This window comes from Actinoplanes sp. NPDC026619 (genome assembly GCF_040638295.1).
GTDB lineage: Bacteria > Actinomycetota > Actinomycetes > Mycobacteriales > Micromonosporaceae > Actinoplanes.
This window is the reverse complement of sequence record NZ_JBEZYA010000020.1, coordinates 72439-86223: the sequence shown is the minus strand read 5'-3', so window position 1 is coordinate 86223 and position 13785 is coordinate 72439. Positions and strand designations below refer to the sequence as shown.

The window sequence follows — 13785 nt, the reverse complement described above, 5'->3', positions numbered from 1 at the left end:
ATATGTGGCCACAGTCGCTCCCGGGCACCTGGTTGGGATCGGTGCGCCACCGGGGACTGGGGCAGCGGGTCGGGACGAGACACGTCCCGGTGACACCACGGTATCTCAGCCGCCCGGGTGCCGCCCCTTGACAGAGCGGCGCCCGGCCGGTGTGAGTCACGGTGTGAGGGTCACCGCGTACGCATCCTTGGCATTGGTCCAGTTGACCGGGACGGTTATCGCGTTGCTGCTCACCGTGACCCGCCCGTTGGAGACCACGGCCGGGGCGCTCACGTAGGCGTTGGTCGACGGCATCCGTTCCACCAGCACGTTGACCGAGCCGCTGGTGACCAGCCAGGACGGGATGCCGGTGTAGCGGACGTCGATGGCACCCTGCGTGCCCCCGGCCTTCGCGCCGAGGACCGCGATCGACTTACGGGCGGACGAGTCCTGGAACACGGTGCCGTCGTGGCTCGAGCTCTCCGTGATCTTCGTACGCTGGCCGGTCTGGTCGGCGTACCGCTTGTAGACCCACCACTGCCCCATCGGCTGGTTCGCGTTGGCGGTGACCAACCACCCGAACGTGTCGTACAGCGACGGAGTCTGGCCGACCATGCCCCAGTTCGCCCGCGCCCCGTCGCAGTTGCAGCGTTCGAGCCGGGCGATGTACCAGGCCGACGGCCCCGGCTGCTGTTCGTCGCCGTACGCGCCGTACTCGTTGACCGAGGTGCCGCTGATGCTGATGCCGCGGGACGAGAGCATCCCGGACAGGTTGGCCCAGTCGACCGCCGGGTCGCCGGGCAGGTCGTGCCAGCTCATGATGTTCGGGACCACGTTGTTGGCCTTCACGTAGTCGAGGTAGGTCGTCCACCACGAGTTCGACGCGGTCGGCACCCCGGCGTAGCTGGGCCCCTCGATCACCGCGCCCGGGATGGCCGCCCGCACCAGCTGGGTGCCGCGGCGGATCATCTCCAGGTACTGGCTCTGGGTGCGGCCCCAGAAGAAGATGTTCGGCTCGTTCCACATGTCCCAGCGCACGTCGGCGCCGGTCATGCCGTTGGCCTTGGCATCGGCGATCAGCTGGTTGACGAAGGTGGTGTACTCGGTCCAGTTGCCGCTGTCGCCGGGCCAGCGCGGCACGGTGCAGACGCCGTCCGAGCCCCACATGCCGGACAACAGCAGGCTGAACTTCGCCCCCGACGTACGAGCCCGGGCGTAGTAGGCCTTGATGAAGTTCCACCGGGCGGTGTAACCGCCGTTGACGTAACCGCCGTTCGGGCACCCGATCTGCGAGCCGCCGGCCCGCATCACCTTGACCTTGATCTGGCTCTGCAGCGACGACGAGGGGGTCGCGCCGTTCTGCGAGATGCCGTAGATGAAGCCGGACGCCCGGTAGGTGGGCGTGCCGCCGTAGGAGGCCATGTCGACGGTCATGGTCTCCACCGCGGCCAGGGCCGGGGCGGCGGGCTGAACGACGAGAGCGAGGACGATCAACACGGCTGCCGCTATGCGCTTCAGCACGGTCAACTCCCTTCGGGGCCGCCGCGGGAGTGGACCGATCTGATCGGCTCAGCGGAAAACTGTTTCCTAAGCTAGGTATTTATGTTTATAGATGTCAAGAGTGTTACGAAGGCAACTTACGGAAACACGTTTTCCTTCTCCGGCGTGGAGACGCGGGGGACGTGCGCGGCCCGGGGAATCGAGACCGTGAAGACGGCGCCGTGCGGCTGGTTCGGCTCGTACGAGACGTCGAGGCCACCGGCCTGCGCGAGCTGCCGCACGAGATAGAGCCCGAGGCCGGTGCCCGCCGTGGTGGTCGCGACGCCGGACTCGGCGCGGGCGAACCGGTCGAACAGCCGGGGCACGAACTCCGGCGGCACCCCCTCGCCGCGGTCGGCGACCCGGATCGCCACCTGCTCCTCCGCGTTCACCACGGTCACCTCGATCGGCGGCGTGCCGTACTTGGTCGCGTTCGTGAGCAGGTTGCCCAGGACCAGCTGGAGCTGGGCCGGATCGGCGAGCCCGGCGGTCTCGTCCGGGACGATCACCGAGATCGGCGTGCCGGCGCTGATGTGATGGGCAGCGACCGCCTCCCGCGCCGCCTGCGAGATGTCGATGCGCACCGGACGGGCGAGGATCGCGCCCGCGTCCAGCTGCGCCAGCGTCAGGATGTCGGTCACCAGGTCGTTGGCCCGATGCCCGGCGGCGGTCATCCGCTGGATGTAGTTGATCCGGGTGTGCGCGGGAATCTCGCCCCACTCCTCCTGCAGCAAACCCCCCAAACCCACAATCTTGGCAAGCGGCTGCCGTACGTCGTGACTGAGCATCGCCATCACGTCGGCCAGATTGGTGTTGGCGTCCTGCAGTTCCGCCGCCCGCTCGGTGAGCTCCGTCTGGATGCGCTCGCGTTCCCGCTCCAGGGCCCGGCGCTCGGTGGTGTTGATGATCTGGGTGGCGAAGTACTGCGGGCGGTCCTGCTCGTCACGCAGCACCGCGGTCGTGACCGACGCCTCGACGACGTCACCCTCCGGGCGCACGTACCGCTTGTCGAGATCGAACCCGTCGATGTCACCGGCCAGGCAATCGCGCATCGGGCCGGTCGACAGCCCGGCGTCGTCCGGATGACCGAAGTCGGCCAGCAGGTGGCCCAGCACCTCGTCCTCGCCGCGGCCGAGGATCTGGCAGGCCGCCGGGTTGACCCACACGCAGCGGCCCTGCAGGTCGGCGAGCACCATGCCGATCCGGGAACCGTCGAACACCTTGCGGAACCGGCGCTCGCTGACCAGCAGGCCACGGCGGCTGACCCGGACCCGCCCGATGGCCACCACCACGGCCAGTCCGACCAGCGCGGCGCCGCCCAGCGCGGCCCGGCCGGCGATCTCGTTGTCGACCAGCGAGGCGTACAGCTCGCTCTCGCGCACGGCCGCGGACATCCGCCACGGCGTGCCGGGGATGGCCACCGACGAATAGCGCCACCAGGCCCCACCGGCCCGGTAGCGGCCGTCCGAGGCTCGGCCCAGGGCGGTGTTCAGCGGCGCGTCCTCGCTGGCGAGGGTGGGTTCGGCGCTGTCGAAGGTGTCGGTCGCGGCGAGAACGTGACCGCCGGTGTCGGCCAGCCGCACCTCGGCTTTGCTGAGCGACAGCGCGGTGGACAGGTATGCCGACAGCGGACTCGCCTTGATCGAGATGGCGCCCGAGAACACCCGGCGGCCCGACGTCGTCTCGAACGGCACCGCGAACGCGACGACCGAAATCCCCTGCGCGGCGTTGGGGACGACGGACGACACCGCCATCCGGCCCTGCAGAGCGGTGCGCAGGTGCTCGTAGCGCCCGGCCAGATCCTGGCCGATCAGCTTCGAGTCGGCGGGATAGTTCTGGATCACCCGGCCGTCGGAGTCGAGAAGCACGGCGGACGGATAGCCGAAGCCGGCGACGACGAGGTCGAAGTCCCGCGCCGTGACGGTCGGCTCGATGAGCCAGGCCTGGGCCTGGATGCGCTCGCGAACGAGTTGGTCGGCCACCACCGTCGTCATGAAGTCGCCGAGCAGCTGAACGCCGTTGTCGAAGCGCTCCGCCACCGCCTGGCGGCTGTTGTTCTGCTGCCAGAGAAGAACGCCGGTGCCCACGATCACCAGCAGCAGCCAGACCACCAGCGGCACCATGGCCAGGCGCCACGCTTCCCGGACGCCGCGCGGTACCCGCATACCTGTTAATCGGCATGCGGCAACCGAACCTGAGGGGCTACGCCGTGATCGTCTCGCGCTGCCCGGTGCGGATGTCCTGATATTCCACCCGGAAGCGACCGGCCACCTCGGCCGCGAGCCGCCGGGCTGGCCCGGAACGCACCCAGGACCTCAATCTCCTCGATGGTCTGCCGGGCGAGCTCCGGGTACGGGACCGACAGCGCCTGCCTGCTCGACGCGATCGCCACGAGCCGCGGGCGGTTCGCCGGAATGGCAGTCGTGCCCAACGACATCACCCGCGACGATCTCGAGCGCCTGCGGAAGGCCGGCGTCCAGGGCATCACCTTCAACGCGACCGCCCTCGGCACCGATCACTACCGGCAAACCGGGAAACTGCTCGCCGACCTGGCCGGCCTCGGCATGTTCGTCGACATCCAGGGTCAGCACGACCAGCTCGTGCCGCTCACCGCCGCGGTCCGGCCGGCGCAGGCGCGGATCCTCGTCGACCACTGCGGCCGCCCCGACCCGCGCGCCGGCTTCGGCCAGCCCGGCTTCCGCGCCGTCCTGGCCCTGGCCGGCACCGGACGGGCGTACGTCAAGCTCTCCGGCCTCCTGAAGTTCTCGCACGAGCCGTACCCGCATCGCGACACCTGGCCGTACGTGCACGCGCTGCTGGACACCTTCGGGCCGGACGCCTGCGTGTGGGGTTCCGATTGGCCGTTCCTGCGCGCCGGGCAGCGGGTCGACTACGGACCCCTGCTGCGTCTCGTCGAGCGGCTGGTCCCGGACCCGGTCAACCGGCGCAAGGTTCTCTGGGAGACACCCCGGGCATTGTTCGGCTTCGGCACCACCGACACCTAGGAGAGGTACGGCGATGAGCCAAGATCTGCGCCGGGCGATGGCGACCGTGTGCGTCTCGGGCGCGCTGGACGAGAAGATCGCCGCGGCCGCCGCAGCCGGGTTCGACGGCATCGAGCTGTTCGAGAACGACCTGCTGGTGTCGCCCTTCTCGCCGGCCGAGATCCGGGCCCGGTGCGCCGACCTCGGTCTCACGATCGATCTCTACCAGCCGTTCCGGGACTTCGAAGGGGTGAAGCCGGAGCAACTGGCGGCCAACCTGGCCCGGGCCGAGCACAAGTTCGACGTGATGGCCGAGCTCGGCACCGACCTCGTGCTGGTCTGCTCGTCGGTCTCGCCGGCCACGATCGACGACGACGATCTCGCCGCCGAGCAGCTCGCCCTGCTGGCCGATCGGGCCCAGGCCCGCGGGATGCGCATCGCGTACGAGGCGCTGGCCTGGGGGCAGAACGTGTCCACCTGGGACCACTCGTGGCGCATCGTCCAGCAGGCCGATCATCCGGCGCTCGGCCTGTGCCTGGATTCCTTCCACGTGCTGTCGCGCGAGGTCAGCCCGGATGGCATCAGCGGCATCACCGACGGCAAGATCTTCTTCCTGCAACTGGCCGACGCGCCCCGGCTGAGCATGGACGTGCTGCAGTGGAGCCGGCACCACCGGCTGTTCCCGGGCCAGGGCTCCTTCGACCTGACCGGCTTCGTACGCCGGGTGCTCGACGCCGGCTACCGCGGCCCGCTGTCGCTGGAGGTGTTCAACGACGTCTTCCGGCAGGCCGATCCGGTTCGGACCGCAGTCGACGCGATGCGCTCGCTGATCGCCCTCGAGGACGGCCTCGGGATGCGCCACCTGCCCGCCGCTCCGGTCCTGGCGATGCACGCCTTCACCGAGTTCGCGGTGGACGGCCGCTCCGGCCCCGACCTGCAGGAGGCGCTGCGCGGGCTCGGCTTCGCACACACCGGCCAGCACCGCTCCAAGCCGGTGCAGCTGTGGGTCCCGACCTGACCGACGGCGCCGGCCTGGTGCGCACCGACCATCTCGGCCTCGCCCAGCCGTTCGACAACTTCGACGAGGCCGGCCTCTTCTACCACTCCGTGCTCGGGCTCACCCACTCCAGCAGCGGGGAGTTCGCCGCGCCGTTCGGTCTCATGCGGTCGCGGGCGTTCGCCACGCCCGACCGCGGCATCCGGCTCGCGCTGACCGTGGCCCTGGTGCGCCGCGGCGGCTGGGCGCCGGCCGTGGCCGACCCGCAGCACGTCGCCTTCGCCACCGACGACATCTTCGCCACCGCCCAGGCCATCGACCGGCTCGGCGGCGCCACCGTGCAGGTGTCGGACAACTACTACGACGACCTGGTGGCCCGCTTCGTGCTGCTCGGCGACGAGGTGGCGCGGTTACGCCGGCACGGCATCCTCTACGACCGCGACCCGAGCGGCGGCGAGCTGCTGCACATGTACACGCCGGTCTACGGCGGCCGCGTCTTCTTCGAGATCCTGCAGCGCCGCGGCGGGCACGACGGCTTCGGCGAGCTGAATGCTCCGGTACGCATGGCCGCCCACCGCCACCTGCGGCTATCCGCCACCGGTTGAGATAAGCTCGCCGGGGCCTAGATCGGGGCGAGGGGAACTTCCGTGCGGATACTGCTCATCGCCCCGCCGGGCGCCGGCAAGGGCACCCAGGGTGCGCTGATCGCCACCCACTTCGGCATCCCGCACGTCGCGACCGGCGACCTGCTGCGTGACCACGTCGCGCGTGGCTCCGAGCTCGGCCGGGCCGTCAAGCAGCACCTCGACGACGGCGGGCTGGCGCCCGACGAGGTCGTGCTGGCCATGGTCGAGCAGGAGTTCCTCGCCGCCAAGAAGGCGGGCAGCGGCTGGGTGCTCGACGGCGTGCCCCGCAACATGGCGCAGGCCCGTGCCCTGTACGAGATCGCCCGCAAGCTCGAGATGACCGCCGATGTCGCCCTGCACCTCAAGGCGGACGACGACGTGGTGCTGCGCCGCCTGCTCGCCCGGGCCGCGCTCGAGCACCGCTCGGACGACACCGAGGAGATCATCGGCCGCCGGCTCGCGCTCTACCACCAGGTGACCGCGCCGATCATCGACTGGTACGCGGAGCGCGGCATCCTGGTGTCGGTCGACGCCATGCGCCCGGTCGAGCAGGTCGGCCGCGAGGTGCTCACCGCGCTGGAGGTGCTGCGCCCGCTGGTCGCCCACATCCCCGAGGGTGTCCGGCGGCCGATCGACCTCACCGGCCTGGGCGCCGCCTTCGGATCCTGAGGCGGCCCGCCTTCCCGCCCGCTCTCCGGCCCGCTCTTCGGCCGGCGAAGAAGTCCCACATCGCGGCGCTCGCCGACGGGCCGTCCGGATCGCTGAACGAGCCACCGGCGGCCCCGCCCGACCAGGCGTGCGCGAGGCCGTCCACCAGCCAATGCTCAAGCTGCGGCCAGCGGGTGACGACGCAGGACCGCCCGCCGGCGGTACGCCGCACCTCCTCGCCGGGCCGGGTCTCCCCCGCGTACGCCAGCCACTGCTCGGTGATCCGCCGGCCGCTGGCCGGCCGCACGGTCGTGTCCGCGGCGCCCTGGAACACGATGACCGGCGCCATCGCGCGGCCGCCGTCGGCCGGCCGGCGTGGCGGCGGCACGGCCCGTCCGGCCATCGCGGCCGCCGCGCCGAGGCCGTTCGCCGCCGACCGGTAGGCCGGTGCGGAGTGAACGCCGGCCGCGGCGTACACGTCCGGGTAGGTCGCGGCCAGAATCAGCGCCATGCCACCGCCGGCGGACAGGCCGGCGACATAGACCTTGCGGGGGTCGATCCGCCAGCGAGCCGTCTCACCGGCCACCGCCGCGGTGATCTGGGCGAGGATCGCCGGCTCACCGGCGCCGCGCCGCTGATGACCCGACTCGTACCACCGCCAGCAGCCCTGCTGATGGCTCCAGGTGCTCTGCTGCGGGTAGACCACCACGAACCGGTGAAGATCGGCGAGCGCGTTGAAGCCGGTGGCGGCGGCGAACTCGGTGGCCGTCTGCTTGCAGCCGTGCAGCAGGACCACCAGCGGCACCCGGGACCGCGAAGCGAGTCCGGCCGGAACATAGACCAGGTAGGACCGCGTGCCGGCCGGGCCGTCGACGCTCCCCGGCACCCAGCCGCCGGCCGCCCGGGGGCGGAAAATAGCCCCGATGACCCGGTTCGACCTCATGATCATCCCCTGCCGGCCGTGGCGCTCACCATATGCGCGCGTGGTCCAGGTACCCCCATGCCTGATAATCGAACGGAACACGTGCGTGGACCGCATACGGTGATGTCGCGCATCGAATCACGCAGGAGCACGCCGGGAGACAACAAGTGACCACCGACCGGTCCTCGCTGGCGCGGGTGCCCGCCGCCGAGGCCCAGCCGTTTCGGTGGCCGGCCGACGAGCTGAGCCACTTCATGCTGGTCTACAAGTTCGGGCTGGCCGAAATCGGCACCAAGATCACGATCCTGGCCGAGGAGCTGGCCCACCGCGGCCGCGGCAACCCGATCGAGCACGTCAACACCCGGCTCAAGACCGTGGAGAGTCTCACCGCCAAGGCGAAGCGGATCAACTGCCCGATGGCGCTGGATCTGGTGCGCGCCCGCATCCGGGACATCGCCGGGGTGCGCATCGTGTGCAGTTTCGTGTCGGACGTCTACACGGTCGCCGACATGCTGACCGGCCAGCAGGACGTCACGCTGCTGCAGACCAAGGACTACATCGCCGAGCCCAAGGCCAACGGCTACCGCAGCCTGCACCTGATCGTCGAGATCCCGGTCTTCCTCTCCGACCGGGTGGTCACGGTCCCGGTCGAGGTGCAGATGCGCACCGTGGCGATGGATTTCTGGGCCAGCCTCGAGCACAAGATCCATTACAAGTACGAGGAGGACGTGCCGGCCGCGCTGCGCGACGAGCTGACCGCCGCCGCCCACGAGTCCGCCCGCCTCGACGAGCGCATGGAGCGCCTGCACGCCCAGATCCACGGCCCGCGCCACCGGTGAGCTAGCACAGGGCGATCATCAAGGACGTGATCCATTCCGGGTCGCGCAGGCGGTCGCCGTACAGCTCGCGCAGTCTGGTCATCCGGTAGCGGACGGTCTGCGGGTGGACGAAGAGCTCGGCGGCCACGTCCTCACGCCGGCCCTGGTGCCGCAGCCAGCTGCGGAGCGTCTCCTCCAGCTTGGCCGCCGACATGTCGCGGGTGGCCGACAGCGGCGCCAGCACCTTGGTGCGCAGGTCGGCCAGCGCCTGCGGGTCGGCGCTCAGCACCAGCGTGGCCAGGTGGTCCTCGGTGTCGGCGACCTTGCCGGCGGGCAGGCCGGGGATCCCGCGGGTGCGCACGGCCCGGTCGTACGACTCCTTGACCCGCAGCCAGGGGCGCGCCGGCCCGGCCACCGCGGTCTGGCCGCGCAGCAGGCCGAGCATCGCCGCCCGCTTCCCGCCGCCGGCGTCCGGCACCAGCAGCACCGAGAAGTCCGGGTCGGCCTCGCTCAGCCGCAGCGTGCGGCGGCCGAGCAGGTCGACCAGCGAGTGCGCGGCGTGCTCGGGCACCAGGACCGCGGTCAGCGTCGCCGGCAGCGGCCAGTCGGCACGCTGAGCGGCCGCGACGATCGTGTGCTCGGTCTCGCCGGCCAGCAGGGCCTGGGCGAGTTGCTCCAGGTGACGGTCCCGGTCACGGCCGGAGGAGGCCAGCGAGTCGGCATGCCCGGCGACGCTGGCCGCGGAGAGCTCGTCGATGTAGGCGAAGACCAGCTCGGCGAAGTGCGCGATGATCGCGGCCGGCTGCCCGGTGGCGACGCTGATCGCGGCCAGCTCGTGCCACGAGACACGGGCGCCCACCCGGTACGCCCCGAGCAACGCGTCGAGGCTGCGGCCGCTGCGGGCCTCACCGCGCCCGAGCGCGTACGCCGCCGCGAGCGCCGGGGCCAGCGGGGACTGCGGGTCGGGACCGTGCGGGCGGGACACCAGCCCGAGGAACGCGCCCAGGGCGGTGCGGACCGCGCGCTCGATCTTCTCGCCCAGGTCACCCGCGAACGCCTCCGCATAGGCCGGCACCTCGGCCATGATGGCGTCGATCGTCTGGGTGGCGACGTGCGGCAGGCGCTCCTGTAGTGGCGCGACCACTTCCGGCGACAACCGGAAGGCTTTCACGTCCGGAAAAGAGTTTGCCACTCCTCTCTTGTACCAGACGAACAAAAGACACGACCCGATTCACTTCGTACGGTCAGGCATCTACCCCGCATGCGCAGGAAGCTTGTTACGTGGCCGTTATCCGCAATCTGCGCACCGGCGCCTGGCGTGTGGTCGAACTGATCACGACACCGGTGGTGCCCGCCGACTACCTCGACGTGATCGCTCCGCTGCGCAACGCGCAGGTGCTGCGCGCCAAGGTCGAGGCGGTGCGCCCGGAGACCGCGAACAGCGCCACCCTGGTGCTGCGGCCGGGCCGGGGCTGGGTGCGGCACGAGCCCGGGCAGTACGTCCGGGTCGGGGTGGACGTCAACGGCGTACGGCTGTGGCGCTCCTACTCGATCACCAGCTCGCCCGATCGGGCCGACGGCCGGATCACCATCACGGTCAACGCGGTCGCCGGCGGCGCGGTCAGCACCGAGCTGGTGCGCCACGCCAAGCGCGGGATGATCCTGCACCTCGACCCGCCCACCGGCGAGTTCCTGCTGCATGACCCGAGGCCGGCGAAGGTCCTGTTCATCACCGCGGGCAGCGGCATCACCCCGGTCATGGGCATGCTCCGCAGCGCGCTGCACGAACTGGCCGACGTCGTCGTGGTGCACTCGGCCCGCACCCGCGAGGACGCCGTCTTCGGACCGGAGCTGCGCGCCCTCGCCGCCGACGGCCGGATCCGGCTGATCGAGCGGCACACCCGGTCGTCCGTTTCCGGCCGGCTCAAACCGGCGGAGATCGCCGAGCTCGTCCCCGACCTGTTCGAACGGCAGGCCTGGGCCTGCGGCCCGAACGAGATGCTCGACGACCTGGAAACCCACTGGTCCGACGGCGACGCCGCCCACCTGCTGCGCACCGAACGCTTCCGCCCGACGCTGATCAGCGGCGGCGGGGGCGGCACCGTCACGTTCACCGAGTCCGGCGCCACCGTCGAGACCGACGGCTCGGAGCCACTGCTCGACTCCGGCGAGGCCGCCGGGGTGCTGATGCCCTCCGGCTGCCGGATGGGCATCTGTTTCAGCTGCGTGCTGCCGCTGCGGGAGGGCGCCGTGCGCGACCTGCGCGACGGTCAGCTCACCATCGCCGAACCCGGCGACCGCATCCTCGTCCAGACCTGCATCTCGGCCGCCGCCGGCCCCTGCACAATCGAAGGCTGACCACATGACGACTGTCCAGCGCAAGAAGACCAGCCCGATCGCCCACCTCACGCCCGAGGACATCGAGCAGATCGGCATCGAGCTCGACGCCATCCGCGACGAGGTCATGGCGAGCCGGGGCGACAAGGACGCCGCGTACATCCGGCGGGTGATCGCCTGGCAGCGCGGGTTGGAGCTGGGCAGTCGCGGGGTGCTGTTGTTCTCGCTGTTCCCGCCGGCCTGGCTGATCGGCACGGCCGGCCTGTCAGTCGCCAAGATCCTGGAGAACATGGAGGTCGGCCACAACATCCTGCACGGCCAGTGGGACTGGATGCGCGACCCGAAGATCCACTCGTCCAAGTGGGAGTGGGACCACGTCACTCCCGCCGACCAGTGGAAGCACTCGCACAACGAGCTGCACCACACCTACACCAACGTGATCGGCAAGGACAACGACCTCGGCTACGGCATCATGCGGGTCGACGAGGACCAGAAGTGGCACCCGATGCACCTGGGCCAGCCGTTCTACAACATGGTCAACGCGCTGTTCTTCGAGTACGGCATCGCCGCTTACGACCTCGAGCTGGGCCGCAACCTGCAGACCAAGGAACGCCGCCGCGACCCGAAGTTCCGCGCCGCGCTCAAGGGCGTCCGCAAGAAGATCGGCAAGCAGGTCCTCAAGGACTACATCGTGTTCCCGGCGCTGTCCGGCCCGTTCTTCCTGCACACGATCGCGGCCAACTTCACCGCCAACATCGTCCGCAACCTGTGGAGCCACTCGGTCATCATGTGCGGCCACTTCCCGAACGGCGTCGAGACGTTCGAGAAGACCTCCATCGAGGGCGAGACCCGCGGCGAGTGGTACCTGCGCCAGATGCTCGGCTCGGCCAACATCAGCGGCAGCAAGGCCATGCACATCATGACCGGCAACCTGTCCCACCAGATCGAGCACCACCTGTTCCCGGACATGCCGAGCAACCGCTACCGCCAGATCGCCCCCAAGATCCAAGACCTTTTCCAGCGGTACGGCCTGCCCTACACCTCCGGCCCACTGCCGAAGCAGGTCGCGTCGGCCTGGTTCAAGGTCTTCCGCCTGGCCCTGCCCAACCGAGGCGAGGCCGCCATCCGCCGCCCGGTGGAAAAGAAGGCCCCCGCCCCCGCCACCCGCTGGCGCCGCACCCCGGCCTCCGCGGCCACTCCCACCGACTGACCACGCAGAATGCCCCGACCGACTGCCGGCCAGCCAGCCTGCCTGCCTGCATGCCTGCCAGCCTGCCTGATGCCTGCCCCGACCGACTGCTCAGACCCGGTGATCTTGGCGTCGGTCGGCTGGGTTTCAGATGGCGAATGTGGATCTCCTCCTGGCGCCCGCGGTCCCACAAATGTCGTACAGGTGTTCGAATATGGGTCCCATGTTGGCGGACCTGCAGCAGATCGGAGAGGCCACGGCGAAACTCGCCGCGGCCCCGCTCTGGCCGCTGTCCGACCATGACCTGCTCGAGACGCTTCGGGCGGCAGACCGGGCGCAACAGGCCGCAGCGGCCCTACGAGCACGGTTGGTCCAGCAGGCCGGCGCCCGAGGCCTGCCCGCAGCACAGGGCTACCGCAGCACGGCCCGGTGGCTGAGTGACCTGCTGCTGATCGATCCGTCACCGGCCCGCGAGATCGCCGGCCACGCCTCAGCGCTCGGCCGCCGCCCGGCCGTGGAGCAGGCGGTCCTGGACGGCCGACTCGATCTGCGGCAGGCCGAAGTGATCGTCACCGCGGTCGAGGCCATCCCGGCTGATTTGAGCGAGTTCACCGAGCTGTCCTCGGCCGACCCCACACAACTCGCCGAGCAAGCCGAAACAGTCCTGATCGGCATGGCCGCCCGGCTGCCGGCCCACCACCTGCGCCAGGCCGGGGCCCGGATCCTCGCCCACGTCGCTCCGGAGGTGGCCGACCGGGCCGAGGAAGCCGCCCTCAACCGGCAGCAGGCCCGCGCCCACCAGCGCCGCGGTTTCACCCTGTCACTACCGGCCGACGGCACCGTGCGACTGTCGGGCCTGCTCGACATCGAGGACGCCGCCACCGTGCAGGCGGCCCTGCACCCGCTGTGCGGCCCGGCCACCGACGACGACCGCAGTCCGGCGCAACGCCGCGCCGACGCCCTGCTGGAAGTCTGCCGACTGGCGCTACGCACCGGCGAGCTGCCCGAGGATGGCGGCGAACCGGTCCAGCTGTCCGTCACCGTCGCCTACCACCCGCTGACCCACGCCCTCGGCGCGGCGGCCACCGACACCGGTCAGCGACTGCCGGCCACGACCGTGCGGCGGCTGGCCTGCGATGCCCGGATCCTGCCGCTGGTTCTGGGTGGCGCCGGGCAGATCCTCGACGCCGGCCGGTCCCGCCGCCTGGCCACCGGGCCGCTACGACGAGCGTTGCACGTGCGCGACGGCGGTTGTGCTTTCCCCGACTGCGACCGCCCACCACGCTGGACCGACGCCCATCACATCATCGCCTGGACAGCCGGCGGCCCCACCACCCTGGACAATCTGGTCCTTCTCTGCCGCCGTCATCACCGACTCATCCACCATCCGACCGCCGGCTGGCAGATCCGCCTGAACTCCGACGGCCTACCCGAGTTCCTCCCACCACCGGCCATCGACCCCCTCCAACATCCCCGCCGCAACCTCTACCACCCACGCCAATGATCGACCCACACCGCCCGCGCAGCACAGCGCCGGCAACGATCCGTGCGTCTCGCTCCGCAGGCGGCCAGCAACAACGCCGCCAACAACACGCCGCCAATAACAACGCCGCCAATAACAACGCCGCCAGCAACGACGCCGCGAGTAACAACGCCGCCGCCGGCAGCAACCCCGAGGCGGCGCGGCTGGTGACGCCCGACGCCCGCGCGCTCGGAGCGAACCCATGACCGCTGCCTCGGGGTGAC

The 13785-nt window shown here is 70.7% G+C and carries 13 protein-coding genes; 9 read left to right on the top strand and 4 right to left on the bottom strand.

The features are described from left to right. Positions 1 to 156: 156 nt before the first annotated feature. Positions 157 to 1500: a beta-xylosidase gene (locus AB0E90_RS35235; protein WP_360415630.1), complete on the bottom strand. Its 1344-nt coding sequence runs from the start codon at positions 1498 to 1500 to the stop codon at positions 157 to 159. Positions 1501 to 1616: 116 nt separating this feature from the next. Next, on the bottom strand, positions 1617 to 3683 hold the full coding sequence (locus AB0E90_RS35230) for an ATP-binding protein (protein WP_360415628.1): 2067 nt from the start codon (positions 3681 to 3683) through the stop codon (positions 1617 to 1619). 162 nt (positions 3684 to 3845) lie between these two features. Here AB0E90_RS35230 and AB0E90_RS35225 point away from each other — a divergent pair, with 162 nt between their 5' ends. The 4 genes from AB0E90_RS35225 to AB0E90_RS35210 are packed head-to-tail and all read left to right on the top strand — an operon-like array spanning position 3846 to position 6794. Then, positions 3846 to 4523 (top strand): amidohydrolase family protein, encoded by a 678-nt coding sequence (locus tag AB0E90_RS35225; protein WP_360415626.1) that lies wholly within the window; start codon positions 3846 to 3848, stop codon positions 4521 to 4523. Between the two features lie 13 nt (positions 4524 to 4536). Beyond that, on the top strand, positions 4537 to 5520 hold the full coding sequence (locus AB0E90_RS35220; protein WP_360415624.1) for a TIM barrel protein: 984 nt from the start codon (positions 4537 to 4539) through the stop codon (positions 5518 to 5520). Continuing rightward, entirely contained in the window at positions 5505 to 6104 is a 600-nt protein-coding gene (locus AB0E90_RS35215) for a VOC family protein (RefSeq protein WP_360415622.1), read from the top strand. The genes AB0E90_RS35220 and AB0E90_RS35215 overlap by 16 nt, the downstream gene beginning before the upstream one ends. 42 nt (positions 6105 to 6146) lie before the next feature. Then, entirely contained in the window at positions 6147 to 6794 is a 648-nt protein-coding gene (locus AB0E90_RS35210) for an adenylate kinase (protein ID WP_360415620.1), read from the top strand. Here AB0E90_RS35210 and AB0E90_RS35205 read toward each other — a convergent pair. Continuing rightward, the gene (locus tag AB0E90_RS35205) at positions 6763 to 7716 is read right to left on the bottom strand and encodes a PHB depolymerase family esterase (protein ID WP_360415618.1); all 954 of its coding nucleotides are present in this window, start codon (positions 7714 to 7716) and stop codon (positions 6763 to 6765) included. The genes AB0E90_RS35210 and AB0E90_RS35205 overlap by 32 nt on opposite strands. A gap of 146 nt (positions 7717 to 7862) precedes the next feature. Here AB0E90_RS35205 and AB0E90_RS35200 point away from each other — a divergent pair, with 146 nt between their 5' ends. Further along, positions 7863 to 8534 (top strand): GTP pyrophosphokinase family protein, encoded by a 672-nt coding sequence (locus tag AB0E90_RS35200; protein ID WP_360415616.1) that lies wholly within the window; start codon positions 7863 to 7865, stop codon positions 8532 to 8534. 1 nt (position 8535) lies between these two features. Here the strand turns inward: AB0E90_RS35200 and AB0E90_RS35195 are convergent, their stop codons facing one another. After that, complete coding sequence (locus AB0E90_RS35195) at positions 8536 to 9705, bottom strand: helix-turn-helix domain-containing protein (RefSeq protein ID WP_360415614.1); 1170 nt, start codon at positions 9703 to 9705, stop codon at positions 8536 to 8538. Positions 9706 to 9794: 89 nt separating this feature from the next. On the opposite strand from AB0E90_RS35195, the gene AB0E90_RS35190 reads away from it, so the two are divergent. From AB0E90_RS35190 to AB0E90_RS35175, 4 genes are all read left to right on the top strand, one after another. Further along, positions 9795 to 10871: a ferredoxin reductase gene (locus AB0E90_RS35190; RefSeq protein WP_360415612.1), complete on the top strand. Its 1077-nt coding sequence runs from the start codon at positions 9795 to 9797 to the stop codon at positions 10869 to 10871. Positions 10872 to 10875: 4 nt separating this feature from the next. Beyond that, positions 10876 to 12060 (top strand): acyl-CoA desaturase, encoded by a 1185-nt coding sequence (locus tag AB0E90_RS35185; protein WP_360415610.1) that lies wholly within the window; start codon positions 10876 to 10878, stop codon positions 12058 to 12060. A gap of 202 nt (positions 12061 to 12262) precedes the next feature. Further along, positions 12263 to 13543 (top strand): DUF222 domain-containing protein, encoded by a 1281-nt coding sequence (locus AB0E90_RS35180; protein WP_360415608.1) that lies wholly within the window; start codon positions 12263 to 12265, stop codon positions 13541 to 13543. Next, positions 13540 to 13767, top strand: a complete 228-nt coding sequence (locus AB0E90_RS35175) for a hypothetical protein (protein ID WP_360415606.1) — start codon at positions 13540 to 13542, stop codon at positions 13765 to 13767. Before AB0E90_RS35180 ends, AB0E90_RS35175 begins: the two co-directional genes overlap by 4 nt. Positions 13768 to 13785 lie beyond the last annotated feature (18 nt).